The organism is Butyrivibrio sp. ob235 (assembly GCF_900109475.1).
GTDB lineage: Bacteria > Bacillota > Clostridia > Lachnospirales > Lachnospiraceae > Butyrivibrio.
Window position 1 is genome coordinate 1 of the sequence record NZ_FOBE01000021.1, and the last position, 17,159, is coordinate 17,159.

11 protein-coding genes are annotated in these 17,159 nt (G+C 35.5%); 9 read left to right on the forward strand and 2 right to left on the reverse strand.

Features of this window, described 5'->3' with window-relative positions:
- From BMW61_RS13875 to BMW61_RS13885, 3 genes are all read left to right on the forward strand, one after another.
- On the forward strand, positions 1-341 hold a 341-nt coding region (locus BMW61_RS13875; RefSeq protein ID WP_139176331.1), incomplete at its 5' end, for a phosphatase PAP2 family protein.
- 116 nt (positions 342-457) lie between these two features.
- Positions 458-1,426, forward strand: a complete 969-nt coding sequence (locus BMW61_RS13880; protein ID WP_175475213.1) for an ATP-grasp domain-containing protein — start codon at positions 458-460, stop codon at positions 1,424-1,426.
- On the forward strand, positions 1,427-2,014 hold the full coding sequence (locus BMW61_RS13885; RefSeq protein ID WP_091823003.1) for an MATE family efflux transporter: 588 nt from the start codon (positions 1,427-1,429) through the stop codon (positions 2,012-2,014).
- Positions 2,015-2,067: 53 nt separating this feature from the next.
- Here the strand turns inward: BMW61_RS13885 and BMW61_RS13890 are convergent, their stop codons facing one another.
- Complete coding sequence (locus BMW61_RS13890) at positions 2,068-3,234, reverse strand: ribonuclease H family protein (RefSeq protein ID WP_091823006.1); 1,167 nt, start codon at positions 3,232-3,234, stop codon at positions 2,068-2,070.
- 183 nt (positions 3,235-3,417) lie between these two features.
- On the opposite strand from BMW61_RS13890, the gene BMW61_RS13895 reads away from it, so the two are divergent.
- The 6 genes from BMW61_RS13895 (at position 3,418) to BMW61_RS13925 (ending at position 15,183) form a co-directional block, all read left to right on the forward strand.
- Complete coding sequence (locus tag BMW61_RS13895; protein ID WP_091823009.1) at positions 3,418-3,669, forward strand: type II toxin-antitoxin system HicB family antitoxin; 252 nt, start codon at positions 3,418-3,420, stop codon at positions 3,667-3,669.
- Between the two features lie 19 nt (positions 3,670-3,688).
- Positions 3,689-5,713 carry an AAA family ATPase gene (locus BMW61_RS13900; protein ID WP_175475214.1) on the forward strand — a complete coding sequence of 675 codons (2,025 nt, stop codon included), beginning with the start codon at positions 3,689-3,691 and terminating at the stop codon, positions 5,711-5,713.
- 2 nt (positions 5,714-5,715) lie between these two features.
- Entirely contained in the window at positions 5,716-7,077 is a 1,362-nt protein-coding gene (locus BMW61_RS13905) for a hypothetical protein (RefSeq protein WP_091823016.1), read from the forward strand.
- Between the two features lie 561 nt (positions 7,078-7,638).
- Positions 7,639-7,947 carry a helix-turn-helix domain-containing protein gene (locus tag BMW61_RS13915; RefSeq protein ID WP_091823021.1) on the forward strand — a complete coding sequence of 103 codons (309 nt, stop codon included), beginning with the start codon at positions 7,639-7,641 and terminating at the stop codon, positions 7,945-7,947.
- A 179-nt stretch (positions 7,948-8,126) separates the two neighbouring features.
- Positions 8,127-13,613, forward strand: coding sequence for a tetratricopeptide repeat protein (locus BMW61_RS13920; RefSeq protein WP_091823024.1), 5,487 nt, complete (start codon positions 8,127-8,129; stop codon positions 13,611-13,613).
- Between the two features lie 16 nt (positions 13,614-13,629).
- Entirely contained in the window at positions 13,630-15,183 is a 1,554-nt protein-coding gene (locus BMW61_RS13925) for a hypothetical protein (RefSeq protein ID WP_091823027.1), read from the forward strand.
- Between the two features lie 440 nt (positions 15,184-15,623).
- Here BMW61_RS13925 and BMW61_RS13930 read toward each other — a convergent pair whose 3' ends face one another.
- Entirely contained in the window at positions 15,624-16,919 is a 1,296-nt protein-coding gene (locus tag BMW61_RS13930) for an IS30 family transposase (protein WP_091823030.1), read from the reverse strand.
- Positions 16,920-17,159 lie beyond the last annotated feature (240 nt).

Here is a 17,159-nt window from a genome sequence, read left to right on the forward strand (position 1 = left end):
CCCTTGATGACCCTATGTCGGAGTTCAGGAACTGGTGGCAGATGATTCCTAATCTCGCCGGATCAAATGACAGTTATAAGAGCTGGCCCAGTGGAAATATGACAATAGCAAGCATGATGTTTTCGCTGCCAATGCTCTCGGATGTTCTTAAAAAACGTTCAGAGAAAAAGAATATTGTCTGTTTTGTGATTGCAGCATGCTTTGTTGTGCTTTACGGCTATAACAGAATTCATATGACAAACCATTTTCTTTCTGATATATGCTTTGGAACACTGATCACTTACATTATTTACCTGGTTGTGAGCACAGCGTTTTTACAGGCTGTGAATAGGGAAAAGTAGGATATATCAAAGGTGATGATTTATCTTGCGATAAAACTGTATGAGAAAGGCAATAAAAATGAAGCAAATAGTTTTTTACTGTTCCGGAAGAAATGAGCTGCCACCGCCGAGAATCGATGGAATACAGTTCTTTCCTGAAAGAGCTCCGCAGGAGGGGGATTAAGACTATCTCGCACAGCACCAGATTTGCTCTTGAATCTTTTCAAAAGGAAAAATGTACAGATTTTCTTCGCAGAAATGGTTTTAATGTTGCCGGAAGCATTATGGTTCAAAGCAGCCTTTTTCATGTGCATGTTACTGACCCGTCTATTCCGCAGAATGCGTATCGGGAGTTTATTTTCCGTGAGATAAGGAAACTCCGTTTTCCGGTCGTTATCAAGCCGACAGTATTCTCGGGGGCGGTTGGATTCACTGTCTCACATAATTTTGATGACGCCGTAAAGGTGCTTGATGAATGGAAACTTGACTCGGACATACTTGTCGAAGAACAGATTGATGGGGAGATTTTCGGGATTGAGATATACGGAGCAGAGGGGCATTATCATGTTACGGAGCCGGTGATTTTTTCCGTGGATGGAGATGCGACCGCAGAAGGTCTTGACATTGTTAAGGAAGGGCCTGTGACAGATGAGAAGTACCACATCCCGCATTTAAAAGCAGAAATGATTAGGATGTCAGATCTATACGGACTGAATGGTTTTGCACAGGCAGACCTGATCTTTTCTCAGGGAAAATGGTACATCATTGAGATCAATCCACGCTATACATTGATGTCAGATATTTCTGCCGCCATCGAGGGAAAAGATATAATCAGTCTTTACGGCGAACTTGCGACAGGACAGATTGGCGACGCTAAGGACAATCAGCGCAGTTTTGCTATTGATTTCAAGACAAGGCTCCTGGATAGAGAAGAAATCTGCAGACTGTGCGAAAAGTATAGCTGTATTGTATCGGTCATGAGGGTGCAGACTGCCGTATCTTCTGTCGGATCTGCGGAATACTGCGAATTTGTCATGGCAGGTGAAGAACAGAAGAAGCTTAGGAGCGATATGCGCGCAATCAAAGGTGAAATCCGGGAGGAATAAATGGCTTCAGAGCTGAATGGCAATCATGTATTATCGAAAATGTTCCACCGCAGCGTGCGATACAGTTTCTTTGGATTTTTCACGGTCATGCTGAACACCGCTGTGGATGGGGTGATTATCGGACACTTCCTGGGAGCAGCGGCCATGTCGGCGTTTGGGCTAATCGTACCTCTGTATTCCTTTATCAACATTGTCGTGGTACTCCTGCGAACTGTTGCACAACTGAACATAGGAGAAGATTTGGGACACGGAAAATTGGAGACTGCACGGCGCCGTGTTTTTCAGCTGTTATTCACAGGGCTTGCAGCCGCTCTTGTATTTATACTGCTATTTACTGTGTTTCGGAGTTTTTCTGTCGCGTTGCTGTGTCATTTCAACGCACATTCAGAGAATACGATAAAAATGGCGGAAGACTATCTGTTTTGGATGGCTCCGTCGATGATTCCTGTTATGATGACACCGGTGCTTCATCCGGTCATGCAGCTTGACGGCGATGCCAGGCGTTCTCCTCTTGCTATTTATATCGCAACCACTGTGAACATTCTCGGCGACATCCTAAATGTTATGCTATTCCATGGCGGTATCTAATATATAATCCATTCAAAAAATCTCCTTGAGTCTGGTTTTAGCGGTAGCTTACTTTACCAATCATTCTTTTTATAAGACTTTTGTTCCTGTGAACTTGAATAGATTTCTAAAAGTTTTTTTGTCTTTTCCTTCGAGATCACGATTATGTCATTATCTCTGATGAGATGATCTGCCAATTTGTTCTTTTCCCTTCTTATAAAGCGTATCTTTACTGTAGAAAAAGATCTAGCGAGGAATTCAAGTGCAGGAATTTTTCGCCATGTATTGCATACACCCTGGTTATCGGTATAAATGATCAGGTTTTTGCTAAAGCCCGTAAGAGACGCCTTTAGCATTACTGTGCCAATCGCTTCAATAGTTGTGTATTGCAGTTGTTCGGTTCTTTCTGCAACATGTATATACTGGCCTATAATGCCATTTTCTGTGACTGAATGCTCATTTCTCAGCATTCCTTTGCACATCAGTATGCTGAAGACGTTCTGCTTCATACCTAGGGTTTCATCGAAATAATGACCGGTGTTATCACGTAGGGATTCATCCACAAATGCAGTAATATACTGTTCTTCCTGTTCCTTTAATTTCTTTTCCTTAATAATTTCGTTGTTTTTAGTTACACATCTGCATGGCTTTATGCGCTTATCAATAAGCATGTACTCATACTCTGCGCAGAGCATTTTTCCGGCACAGTATGGACATCCCTGCAAATGAAATTTCTTTCCAGCTCTGGTTGTATAGAAAAGCTGTACTTTCTTTATTGCAGATAATTCAGGATCATCAACAGCATCTTTAAGAATAACCTGAACCGAATCCTTCATAAGTCTTGCCTTGTATTTTCTATTTGAAAATATACTTCTTAAATCAAGATATAGATCCTCTCCAAGACCGTTCTTAAATCTTAAAATGCTCTGTATTTCAAAAGAAATCATAAGATCCAAAAGAGCATTTTTTCTTTCTATTAACTGTGTTGTCTTTGCAGTTGGATTGCCGTTTATAAAGCCACAGTAATCTTTATATGTACTCTTACATTCCTTTAAGATATGCTGTTTTTCTAATTCCGTAAAATAAATATCACGAGATACCAAAAGCGACTTATCAATCCTTTTTATTATCTCGGCACGTATGTCCATGTACTTATCCTTGGCAACAGGTCGCTTGGAAATACTGGATGCGATTTTATTATAGGCATCCAGTAGGACACTTTTGTCATCTGTTTCAAACATAACTAAACCTCATAAAATCATAGAAAAATAATTACTAATGCAGAAAGTGTACTCCGTAGTCATTGATAAAACTATGAACTGCTGGTTCATAGAAAAATTCATTTATCAGTAATATGATGCACATAAGAAATAGGCAAAAATCAGGTGATGCAAACGGAACCACAACAGACAGAGGTTTTAAAAATGAAAGATAATTATCGATTTTCAAGAACCATTTTCTGGTCTGAGAAAGACCACTTATATATATGCATTGTAAATGAACTTCCAGGATGTATAACAGATGGAAATACTCCGGAAGAGGCTGTTCAAAACTCGGAGAAAATTATAGAAGAGTGGTTGGAAACCGCAAGGGAAGAGGGAAGAGAAATTCCAAAATACATATCATATGATGAGAAACAGAATAGTAAAGCAAATACAGACACAAAAAAGAGATAATGTTTGGAGAAAAATTACCATGAGTGCTGACAAGAACAATATAAAAACAGAATATTCCGTAGGCGTTGTGATTGTCGGCGAAAATGGCAAAAACGAATTACAGGTTCTAATCCCGAAAGGAAGTACACTCCCTGCAACCGGCGGAGATGAGTTCTATACAAGGGTTGAACACCAGAAAGCTATATCAATCAGGGTAATGGGAGGTGAGGATAAGGATATCCGCTTTGCCACGCCTATAGGTATATGCAGGATGGAACTTAGGAAAAAGTATGGAAGAAACGCTGCTATCAGATACTGCATGACTTATGAAAAGGACGGAAGGATTTCTTTGGAACTTACAGATGAGGATCATGAAACCATAGGAAAAACAAGTTTTAATAGGAGTTGTGACCTGAAGCCTCTTTTAGCGGATAACCATAAAACAGAATACAGATTCATGATAACTGAAAAGCTATCAGGATTTGTAGGAATAGACTGCTTAAAGAGGTATATGTTGGATGTCGCTTCCCAGATTGAATTTAACAGATTCAGGGAGGAAAAATTGGGGATAGAAGAAGAGGGAATCCTTGAAAACCTCATATTTATCGGAAATCCGGGAACAGGAAAGACTTCTGTAGCAAGGTTGATTGGAGAGATATATAAAGAACTTGGAATACTTTCAAAGGGACATCTTGTAGAAGTAAGCAGGGCAGACATCGTCAAGGGATATCAGGGGCAGACAGCCATAAGAGTAAGTGAGCTGATAGAAGATGCACTTGGTGGCGTTCTATTCATAGACGAGGCATATTCCCTTAAGACAGATAACAGTGATTCCTTTGGGCAGGAAGCCGTGGATGCCCTGGTAAAAGGGATAGAAGACAACAAAGGAAAGCTCCTGGTAATTCTTGCAGGATATAAAAAAGAAATGGATGAATTCATCAGGACAAATACAGGATTTCTTAGCAGGTTTTCCAGGACAATAGAATTTCCTGATTATTCAGTGGATGAGCTTCTGGATATAGCAGAAAATGTTGCTGCAGACAGGCACTTTATCATATCGGAAGATGGAATGAGAGCCTTTGCTGAAAACATAGGAAGGCAGATGCTTGGTGAGAGTTTTGGAAATGCCAGAACTGCGAGGAACATCATAGAAACAGCCATCTTAAATAAAGCACGTAATTTCTCCAAAGGGGATGTAAATGAACATGAGTTATCGATCCTTACGGCTACTGATTTTAACAATAGTGATGACATACCTCCTGAGGAGAAGGCAAAGAGGGCACTTGATGAGCTTCAAAATCTAATAGGCCTTGGCAGCGTGAAGAAGGAAATAGAAACAGTAGTTGCAATTGCCAAATACAGGATGGAGGAAGGCGTAACTGATACAGATCTTCCAATAAATATGCATATGGTATTTACAGGAAATCCGGGAACGGGAAAGACGACTGTTGCAAGGTTGTTCGGGCAGATACTCCATGAAATAGGTCTTCTTAAGAAGGGTCAGCTGATTGAAGTATCGAGGTCGGATCTTGTGGGACAGTATCAGGGACACACAGCCATAAAGACAGCGGATATTTGCCACAGTGCCTACGGAGGTATCCTTTTTATAGATGAAGCATACAGCCTTATGAATGGGGAGATGGATACCTTTGGCATGGAAGCAGTAGCTACCCTTATCAAGGAAATGGAAGATAACAAGGACAAACTCGTCGTAATAATGGCAGGGTATTCAGATGAAATGGATAGGTTTCTTGAGTCTAACCCTGGCTTACGATCAAGGATCGGAGAAATAATAGAATTTCCGGATTATGACGGTAACGAACTGTGTGAGATTTTCTCTAAATGTGCAGTGAGCAGAAAACTCATCTGCAGTGATGAAGTAATGGCTAATATCCGTACGAGGATATCTGTCTTAAAGGACAGAAAAGACTTTGGAAATGCCAGGGATATGAGAAGCCTTGCAGAAGATATTTGGAAGAATATGATAAGGCGCATTGAAATGGATGGTTTAACCGGTGATGATAGAAAAATTGTGAAGATGGAGGATATACCGGATTTGGAGTAGTTATGAGTAATATGAATGCGAAAATGATTGACATAAGCGATGTTTCATGGACGGATTTTGCATCGGAAGGATCAGAAGAGTGGGAGATGATGGTTCTTGGAGCTAAGGATGTTGAAGTTTCAGAAGTTGATGATAATACGCCCGAAAATCTTCATGATGGCCTGGATGAAGTCGATGGTTCTTATTATATTGTTACCGACTATGAGACCAGAAAAGTCTCCTACAAAGAAGCGTTTATGCACGGTGTTAACCTAAGTTATAAGATGGCTGAGCTTGGTCCACATAAGGGTGAGACTGAGGAACAGTTTAATAATGAATTGTTTCGAATAATAAAAATATTTTATTCAGATTATACAAGTCTGCCTGATGAGTTTTTAATGTATGCAATAACCAAAAGCAAAGAAGCACTTGATATAAGTACTAGCTCTTTTATAGGGAATCATATGATGCAGACAATGTGTGATTTTACCAAAGAGCTGCAGTGTAGAAATAACTATGATGCTGCAATGAATATGTTCCGTTTCTGTAAAAATAGGCTTTTTGAAATGTATTATGCATCGGAAAAATACTATGACAGTATCGTCGAAGGATTCTATATATCTACTAAGTCAGATGAGTCTATGCCCTCCGCCTTTTATGACAGAAGTTATACTACAGAAGATAATGAATATTATCCGGATGTTTATTATCTAAAGTTAGCAGATTATTACGCGGAGGCTGTTATAACTGCGTCAGATAAAGGGCTAGTCTCTGAGAGTATTGAGGATACTAGGACTTTCCATGATGAATATATAAAATTCATGGAAGCGGTACAACTGTATGATCGGAAAGAAAGAGACAAAAACCTAAAGAATATCAGCAAGGCAGGTCTAGAAAAATCTTTGGAAAGAGGGAATGGTAAGCTCAAATTACTCATAAATAATGCTGCTCTTGCTTATGCTGCAGCTAAACAGGTTGAAGATTACAAAATGATAAAGAAAGCTGTAAACTCATATCATTCTCTTGTGATTAAAGAAGAAGACACATATACAACTGAAAAAAAAGGGACAAGTGATGAGAAAGGTACAAAATTATCAGCAATACCAACAACATTATTGGGTGTTGTCATTACTGTTTTTTTGGTAGCGCTTATAATTGCACCATTTGCTTATCTCATAAAGATGGAACATACACTTATGGCGGGAATTTTGTTTGTTGGTTGTGTTATGGGATATGTAAGAGATAAAGATAAATTATGGAAAAGTACTTTTACAAATGATGCATTCGCGCTTATAGCAATATTGCTTTTGCAAGTAGGACATACATATTATGCAGGATTTGTCCTGTCTGCATATGTTCTTTTAGGATGGGTGATGATGCATTAGAGTCAGGAGGATATCTGTGAATGAATTATATACGTTTAAAAACAGTGATACCATTTTTTAGTAGGTATGCTTTCTTAGATACTCGGGAACACCAATTTAAAAAGATATTTCAAGGCGCAGGAATAAAGCTCAGTCATTTGCGTGAGTTTTATAGCAATAATTCGAGAATATGCCTCGTAACATGTATTATTAGACGATCAGATGAGGGTATATTCGAAAGCTTTATGCCTCTAATCAAGAACACTGCATTGCTTAAGGGATATGCTGAATATGAAAACTATTGTGAGAAACTAACATCAATTATGGCGAATACATAGAAAGCAAAGTAAACATAGAAGCTAGGATAAATATAAGTATGGTATTGACATTTGCGTGGCAGATTGATATTATTGCTCTCCTACCCAAAATGTAGGGTACCATCTCTATTTTATTTGTATAGAAGGGAGGGCTTAACGTGGTACATTATATATTCCAGGTTGGGAAATCCTTACTTGCTTTCTTTAAATGATAGTATTCCCGACCTTGTAAACTAGTTATGATTTTACGAAGGGAGGGGATATCGTGAATTATCCAGTAGTTGATATGAAAAGAACTGGTCTTAGGATTAGGGAATTGATGAAAAAAAACAATATACGAGTTCGTGATATAGTCGAATTTATGGGTTTTGAATCAGAACAGTCTGTGTATAAATGGCTAAGAGGTGATTCTTTGCCTAAGGTGGATAATCTATATGCATTGGGCAGACTATTTCATACATCCATGGATGATATTATCATGGAGAGAGATGGAGAGGATGAGAATCCTCTCTTTCATCAATTAATGATGAATTATTTCCGTTTACATCATTTCTCTAAAATAGGGATTTTATAGCATTTTAATACTTAGAACTTTGCATCTACGATATAATTTAAGCAAGGAGCTAGCCAATTATATATAATTACGAAAGATTATTATTTTTAGAACAACATATAGTAATTGTATTTATAAGATTTAAAAATCACCCCAGATTAATCTTTTTGCAACAATTATATGTTTAATAGGAATTCATTATGAATGATAAAGATATAGAATTAATTACAAGTATCATGAAATTTTTAAATAATGGTGAAGATGTCTTAATAACGGTAAAATCTACAAATCTAGTTTTTTCTGGAAGTATTACAAACTTTGATGGGCAAACAATTATATTAAATTCAGATGCTTCAATAGATCTCACTGACATAGTGAATATCTTAGAAAAACCCATATTTGATTTTTCACTCTATGTTGGAAAGAGAATGATTATATATTGTGGCGGGGATGTTACATACGATGGTGTTATTTATGAAGCAGATGCGCTTGCCTTAAGTATTATTACAAAAAACGGCATGGAATCTATAGACGTTACACGAATAGTCAAGGTTGAAGAATGTAATGAAAGCATTTTAGGAAAGAGTGTGACAGCAATTAAAGGTGAAAATTTGCCTAATAGTATATCTTCGATTACGTCCTCAGACTCACCACAAAATAGGAATAAAGGGAAGAAAAGAAAGCAGTTTGAACAGGTATTAGAGGGATTAGATTCTCTAACTGCAGAAGAAAAAGAAACGTGTAGAGAAAATTTCAATAATCAAAACTACGATTTGCTTCATACTTTTTTTAAGCAAAAAAGAGATGGTAGCATCTGTTCGTTATTGGCAGTTAAATATATAGAAACAATTATCAAAAGATACAAGAAACTCAGCAATTCGGTGAAACCTGAAGATACTATATATTATAAGGGGAGAGTAGCTTATGAAGTTGAGAAGAATTTCAGCAAAGCTTTTCTCCTATTTGTTAATTCAGTAGAAAATGAGCCCCAAAATGTCATCCGTTCAATTAAATGGGCTTTCAAATCCTGTATGGCTACTGAGGATTACGATTTGGGTGTTGAAAAAATAGATTTATTTATTGAGAAGCTTAGAGAATGTTCTTCTGATGAATATAGTCAGGTAACATGCATTAATGGTATGTTAACTATTTGCAGAAAGGCAGAAAAATGGGACAAATATCTCGACTTACTGGATGCTTTATTTACTTTTGAAAAAGCAAATGCAAACGAAATCATAAATAGCGTCTTAAAGTATACTATGCTTTATGAAAAAAGTGGTGAAAGTGGCAGAGATGATAAGATAACGGAAATCTATTTTAAAGCCCTATCGCTAAATAGATCCAAACTCATGGTATTGCTACGCCTTTTAAATTTTATACATTTATCTAATAATACTGAATTATTATTTAAATCCGAAAAAAAGATAGATGAATTAGAAGAAACTAATAACTGGTATTACTTAAAATCGTCTCTTTTAGAAAAATTATTAGCTTCCGAAGATAAATATGCATTTATAGAAGAAGTATATTCTAGTAGACAGTATCAGTTAAGCAATAGTAGTTATTCATTTAAGCATACCAATCAAGACTATATCGAAGAACATGTTACTCAAGATGAAAAAGATCTCACAACTTTTGATTATGAAAAATTAGAGAATGAATTTAATTCATATAGAAGAAGTAATAATTATAAAGGAGCAAAAGAATATTTTTCGGATCTTTCAGAAAAACATGATTCTTCTCCAATGTACAGAGCATTAGATTTTCGAGCTCAGTTATTTTATTCCGAATATAATAGTTTTGATTCAGGTAGAAAAGTATATGAAAAACAATATAGTAATGCTATGTCTAAATGGATTTATGAGCATAATCCTATAGAGGCAGAAAAAATATTTTATGCTGCTATTATGGCAAATGGCAATTCTAAGGGCGAACTAATTCTTTCATATCTCAACATGATAGCAATTGAATATGGTTTAAAGGAAGCAAACAAAGTTGCTCTTAGTATGCAGTCTCAAATCAAAACGTGTGATCGAGACGAAAAAGTGGCTTTTTATGAAAAAAAATATAGCTTTTCATTCTATTCTAATGATATGCCAAGTGCATTTAATGCTTTAGAAATATTGAAATCCACATATTACAATAAAATCAAACTTGGATATTGTTGGTATAGAACCGGCGAATGTTATATTATTCAGCGAAAATGGAAACTGGCAAGAAAAAGCTTCGAAAAAGCCTCTGAATATGGCTATATGATTGAAGAATGTACAGGCAAAATAAATTTATGCCGGAAAAACATGGGGGAAACAATTGAAGAAAATGAAATAGAGCCTGACAGCAAAATAGAAACCGTTGATCAGATTAAAGAAATAATAGAAGGATACTATAATAAAATACAATATAAAGAAGCTTATACATTTGTCGCACAGATATCAGAAAAATTTTCAGATAGCGAAGAAATTAAAGAATTAAAGAAGAATGTTGAAGCGACATATCAAAGGTTTGTTGATAACCGGAATGGTATGCCTAAAAAAAGTGATGCCCATGCAATAGGACTTAGAGCATGGAGTATCGAAAATAATATTGATAAAGCTAAAGCGTTTTTTGAAGACGAAATTACAAAGAAGGGATCTAAATATGCAAGCTGTATAATGAGTTATACAGATCTTTTGCTCTATACAGAAGGAATTGATGTTGCAATCAATAACTTAGAAACATATGAACCCGATGTAAAGCTAAAAAGTGAATCAGTTCAAGCTTCATACTACGAGAAATTGTATTCTTTGTATGATAAAAACAAAGATATTCCTAATATGATTGAATCAATGAAACGACTCACTGAAATATATTCTAATTCAGATAAAAAAGAAAGAAAAAAATTTGCATTCTATAGGTTAGCAGTGCTGCTCTATCAGAGCAAATATTTTGAAGATGCCATTGAAGCTATGAAAATGGCCATAAAATATGGTTACCAAAATAACGAAAGTTTTCAATATGTAGCATTCGCATATGCTTATATGGGTAAATATGATGAGGCTTTTTCTTATATAAGACACGTGACTGAAACTTATACAATTGAAGATAATAACTTGCAAATTATTTTAAATGAATTAGAAAAAAAGATTGAAGCAATAAAAAATAGCGGGTTTTCTGCATCTAAATCTGAAGATGCTATACAAACAGATATATATACTAATATTCAATTTGATTTTATATTGGATTTTAGTTCTAAGTTTGAAACTTTTTTTCTTGAGAGATACAAAAAAAAGCCTGAAGGAATATCTGAAAGTAAAATAAGTGAGGGCAATTTCATAGATTCTGATGTGGGTCGATTAGAAAAAGACGCTCGCCAGCATAAACTTCGTGAAAGAACCGGATTTTTTGGAACAGCTGCGTATATTGAAAATCAATTAAATGGTAATACCCTCAAATATTATGAGCTTTTGAGAAATAGTGCAAATAGTTGGGGGAAAGAGTTACAAAATAATGGTTATTTCGATTGCGCATGCGCATGTTATGAATTCGCATTAGAAAATGCAATTAGAGCAGGAAAACAAGGAGAGGGCAATGTTCTAAATTATCTTTCTTGCTTAGTTAGACAACATAATTTTCTAATTCCAGATAAAACCGAGGACATAAAAAAAGAAGCATTAAAGTTAATATCCAACATTATGGATCTAGATGGTGTTTTTGATGAAAGCGTTTTGCGAGAATTAATCTTACTTATAAACAAGAGTAAGTTTATTCGTGATGTTTTATCCACTGATCAATCAGAAATGAGTTCTGTTTGGTTTTCTCAGTTAGTTAATTTTGTTTGTGAATTAGATAAAGTTAGTACTTATGAAGAACTATTTGAATTTATTTCTAAAAAGTGCTGGCAAGATGAGAATGCAATACTAGACTTTTCCAATAGAATAAAGGCAAGTATGGCTTTTAACGAAGAGACATTTGCAGATCTTAAAAAATTAAAAAACAATATATTCCTCTCTGATTCAGATATAAAATATATAGATTCTCTAATCAATTCTTATGAAAAAGGAATTGAGATATATAATTATGAAGATTATGACAACCGTATAGCTACTATTGATAATGTTCAGAAGCAGCTTAGCGATTTGGTCATTACTGTTGATTCATATCCGACATATTTTGGAATTAATTTTATGTTAGAAATAATTAATAATCTTCTAGCTATAATTGCAGAATTATCGGTTAAGACAAAAGATGATCTTCAGCCTGACCTATCTGTTCATATACCCGATACCGACAGTTCCGTTGTAGCAGGCAAGCAAGGTATTTCAGTTACAATTTTCAATAAAGAAAACTGTGCAAGTGCAAAGGATGTTCGATTAAGCGCTTATACTGTTGAAAACTTTCCGCTTATTGATAATATTCTAATAGCTCAATACTTAAGGGGCGGAAGAAGCGCTTCCAAAGAATTTGAAATACCAAACCAAGGTGAAACGTATACCATTAAACTCATAATTACCTATATTGATCATGATAATGAGAAAAAACGTCTGGAGTCACTTATGACTATTACTTCTTCAAAAGAAGTATTTACCCCTATAGTGAGTCCATACAAAACCGGTGATTCCATTGATGCATCTCAACCGGATATTTTCGTGGGACGTGATGTTTTAATGGATACTTTAGAAAACGCCTTAATACATAATAAAAGCGATTGTGAAATAATATTCGGTCAAAAAAGATGTGGAAAAAGCTCAATTGCAAACTTTTTAGAGTATCGGTTAAAAGGTACATTTTTAATTGTAAAATTCTCCGTAGGTGCAGCAAGAACGACACGCAATATCTATAGAAACATTCAAAATGGGATAGGAGAACAAGTAGAAAACTTGTTTGAGGCAGAAGTACCGATTCCTTCAATAAGTGAAGAACTCATTGATGAAGTGTATGCTTATTCTATAGACGAGGATGAGGATTTTGTATCGTTTATGCGATTTGTACGAAGAAAGATCTGCAAGCCTCTGAAAAAGGACATACTATTAATGATTGATGAGTTTACACATCTATATAAATATATAGATGAAGATTACCGTCAAATTGCAGACTTTATGGACACATGGAAAAAATTATTAGAAGCAAATTTATTTAAGGCGGTACTCATTGGACAGGATACAATGCCCAATTTTATTAAAGCTTTTCAAAATCAATTTCAAGTGACCCAACCAATCAGAGTTGATAGATTAGATGATGCAAGTGTAAAAAAACTTATTGAAGAACCATTACGCTTAAGTAATGGGGAGACGAGGTTTTTAGAGAACAGTGTAGACTTAATTGCCAGCTGGTTTTTTGGTCAGCCATATTATATTCAATTGTACTGTGATAGACTTGTAAAACAAATGAATATCGATAAAAGAATTCGTGTAACAAATGCCCTTGCAGAAAAAGTGAAGTTACTGCTTCTTGAAGAGGCTGACATTTCCTTGTTTGATAATCTAATTAGTAAAGGAGATAACTCCGGAACAGAAAGAGAATGTTACGAAATACTACAGGAAATTGCTCATTTGACTAAAAACAGTGAATGGGCTGAGTTAGATGAATTACATTCTCAAAATAAAGACATTTTGATAGATGATTTGATAAACAGGGCAGTTGTAAAAAAACAAGCAAATAAATGTAAAATACTTATACCATTCTTCCGTGAGTGGCTAAATATGAATTGATAAAAAGAGGTGCCATATGGAAAATATATTTGCAGATTTTGGTAATGTAATAAATACTCAGCGTTACATCAATCGTAATAAAGCAGAAAATGATGTGAGAGCTCGCCTTTTGAATAATAATTCATATGGTTCATTAGGGCTTGTTGGTATGCAGAGGATGGGAAAATCTTCTCTGGCATATAACCTGTTAGAAAAAGATGCACCCATTCTCTTAAAAGAAAAGATTATGGTAATAAAATTGGTAATGTACCGGTATAAGTCTCCACAGGCCTTTTTCGAAGACTTAGCAACACAAGCTTATGACATATTAGATGATTTAGATAATACAACAACCAAATTAGACCGTAGATACAAAAGGATCTTTGATTCACAAATAATTGATGATGGCGGAGAAAAAGTACGTGGTTTCTTTAAAATAATCGTTTCAGAAATGGACTATAGGGTTATTTGTATAATAGATGAATTTGATTATTCGAAGAAATTATTTGCCGATTATCCAGAAGGTTTTTTTGTCTTAAGGGAATTAGCTTATCAGCCTGAGAATAAAATTGGATTTCTATTCCTGTCTAGACACCTTATGGCAGAACTAGAAGCTGGTGTAGGCTTCGATGTTTCAAATTTTAGCAATATACTTCTTAATGTGTTTTTGTCTGTCTATACAGATGACGAATTTGATAAATATTTTAAAAATTTGGAATCTATTGGTGTTCAGGTTACTCCGAATATGAAGGAAGAATATTTAGAGATAACAGGAAAGATCCCATATTGGATGGATATTTTATCGTTTCATTACATTAATTCGCTTGAAAACGGTGAAGAAAAATCCTTATCGGAGATTTTTGACGATAATCAAGAAGCATTTTATGGAGAATTCCAAAGGTTTTTTACTTTATTGAAAGATCAAAACCTACTAAATACTCTATATCAAGTAGTGTTGGGACCTATAGGAGACGATGCAACACCAAAACAAATTAGTCGCCTGAAAAACTATGGATTGATTGATGGAACCGAAGATACTGGGTATAAAACCGTTTCAAAGTATTTTCGTCAATATATGGTGATGAAAGAACAGGTTATAGACTTTTATCCTTTGTGGAATCGTACCGAAAAATTGATGAGATTAGTTGGCGCAGAAGGTCTTCAGAGAAAGTATGGAAACAATTGGGAAGAAGAATTAGAAAAAGCGTATGTTAAAGAAGATGATTCCCCTAGAGGACATGGAGGTTATATGACTATCGGTGATTATATCCTTTCTGCTAAAAAGCAAGTTGAAGATATGAAAAAAAAGGTAGGGGTTTACGAGATTGACCCTTCACAAATAACACTTCTTAATGGAACAACAACAGGTGGATTAGCGCAAATTCTAGCACAAGAATATGATGATTGTTTTAATGATGTTTTCAAAATGAGCAAGAAAGAATTCCGCCCTCTTATAGATAGTATCACATCAGCGAGAAATCCCTATGATCATAATAATGATCATTTGATACGTAATGATGTAAAACAAAAAACAAATGAAAATTGTTCTAAACTTGTCAAATTAATGGAGGCATATCTTGATTTAAAATAGACATAAGCAAGTTCATTCTATGAACGCAACATAAATTGACATTCATACTTTGTATGGTAAAATACAATTAGAAAACAAGTTCGTCCTAATGCCGATAAATACTAGGGATTGAACTTTTTTCTAGTATATAAATTAGCGTTATATCGTTTATACGTTAAAAATCAGAGTAAACGCAACAAAATAAGCTAAAAATTATATCCAGGGCTAAATGCAACGAAAGCCAGTGTTTTCAAGCATTTATGCTCTGTTTTTTATGCCTTTGGGGAGTAGTTTTTCTGTTTTTGGGCATGCAAAAAAGATGTCTTGCTCGGAAATTCTTAGAGTAAATGCAACACATCGGCTAATACTATCACTATGTTGCATTTCGGATGACACGTGTCCTATGATAGTCTTAAGCAGTTCATCCGGTAACGCCAACTGCCTGATGAACAAGGATGATTTTATCTGTACTTTTTCAAAAGTGCTGGTTTAAGGAAAACATCATCCGGCTTGATTTCAACAAGCTTCATGACTTCATGGAGCTTGTTATCAATTAGGATAGTAGACAGCATATACGGCGTTTTTCCATGGAATTTATCCCTTGCCAGACTGTTGATGTGATTCGTTAGAAGAGTAATGTCATCCTGCGAAAAACGGTCAAATGAAGTGCCTTTTGGAAGAACATACCTGATAAATTCATGATTCTTTTCAAGAGCACCTTTCTGCCAGGAACACTGTGGATCACAGTAGAACAGGCGCGTCTTGATTTCTCCATATCTGTCACATTCAATCGCTTCAGGATTTAGAAATTCTGTCCCCCTGTCGGTCAAAATCACTGGAAACAGGACTTTAAAAAGTTCAATGCCAAGTTCATCACAGAGCCAGTTCAAAGCTTCTACGACAGATTCCTGTGTCTTATTCTCCAAAAGGAACATCAGCATAAGATTACATGAGCGAAAGAGAAGAGTAAGGATAACCTTATGAGAAGAAATGGTCCCTACAACTGTGTCCATTTCAACAACATCGATATCAGGATTTGACTCGACATATTTTTGAAAACGCTCATAGTTTCTGGAAAGAACTACTAAACGTTCTTCATTAGTTAGCTTGTGGACATCAGAATCATTGCGCTTTTTATACTTTACCTTCCGTGGTAGATCAATATTGCGTGCAGTAAGTATACGGTCATTAACGTATCTGTAGATAGTACTCCGGCTGCAACCTATATCGACCTCATGCGTAGAAAAAACATGCGCGATAGACTGTCCCTTCTGAATCAGAGGAGATACAAGTGCATCCAGCTTGCTTAAAGATTCAGGATCCTGGTTGATGCCTTCCCTTGAGCTGATTAAAGTGTCCTGATAGTCATTATGAGCATAGGAAGCATAGTAATAATACCTTTCATATTTACAGATAGTATTATTATTGCATCCATTACAGACATGAGGACTTCTGGCAAGCCTTTTGCATTCTGCCGGTTCATACTTTTCGCAAAGACTGATGCAGTTAATACACTGACAACAACGATTAAAGCAGCGTATATCCTTACATAATCCCATTATTGTGCATGTTTTTGCATGCACACACGGTGCTTTGGAGCCTTCGCTTACCTTGCCTTTACAAACCCTGTGCTTTTCAATTTCTCGTGTAACAGTGGAACGATTTTTACCGATCTTTTTAGCAATAGCATTACAGCTTTGCTGAGAATCAAGACCTTCCTGAATAGTAACTCGGTCATCAAGTGTCATATGAGACATAATTCATTACCTCCATTAAATAAAGTAAACGACTGTCATATGATCGTTGATATCCGAAATGCTATATTTTACGGACCAAGAAAATAAAGTCCATGTTTATTTTATTTGGAATCGGGAATATATTCAAAGAAAAATCCATGGCAATTAATCACCATGGATGCTGATAAACATATTATAATTATTCTCAGACTAAATGCACCTGTATCATTTTATGTTGCGTTTAATCTTGGAAAAGAGCGT

Coding starts and splice junctions, on each gene's coding strand:
- BMW61_RS13880 (WP_175475213.1), top strand. CDS start 458: ATGGAATACAGTTCTTTCCTGAAAGAGCTCCGCAGGAGGGGGATTAAG.
- BMW61_RS13885 (WP_091823003.1), top strand. CDS start 1,427: ATGGCTTCAGAGCTGAATGGCAATCATGTATTATCGAAAATGTTCCAC.
- BMW61_RS13890 (WP_091823006.1), bottom strand. CDS start 3,234: ATGTTTGAAACAGATGACAAAAGTGTCCTACTGGATGCCTATAATAAA.
- BMW61_RS13895 (WP_091823009.1), top strand. CDS start 3,418: ATGAAAGATAATTATCGATTTTCAAGAACCATTTTCTGGTCTGAGAAA.
- BMW61_RS13900 (WP_175475214.1), top strand. CDS start 3,689: ATGAGTGCTGACAAGAACAATATAAAAACAGAATATTCCGTAGGCGTT.
- BMW61_RS13905 (WP_091823016.1), top strand. CDS start 5,716: ATGAGTAATATGAATGCGAAAATGATTGACATAAGCGATGTTTCATGG.
- BMW61_RS13920 (WP_091823024.1), top strand. CDS start 8,127: ATGAATGATAAAGATATAGAATTAATTACAAGTATCATGAAATTTTTA.
- BMW61_RS13925 (WP_091823027.1), top strand. CDS start 13,630: ATGGAAAATATATTTGCAGATTTTGGTAATGTAATAAATACTCAGCGT.
- BMW61_RS13930 (WP_091823030.1), bottom strand. CDS start 16,919: ATGTCTCATATGACACTTGATGACCGAGTTACTATTCAGGAAGGTCTT.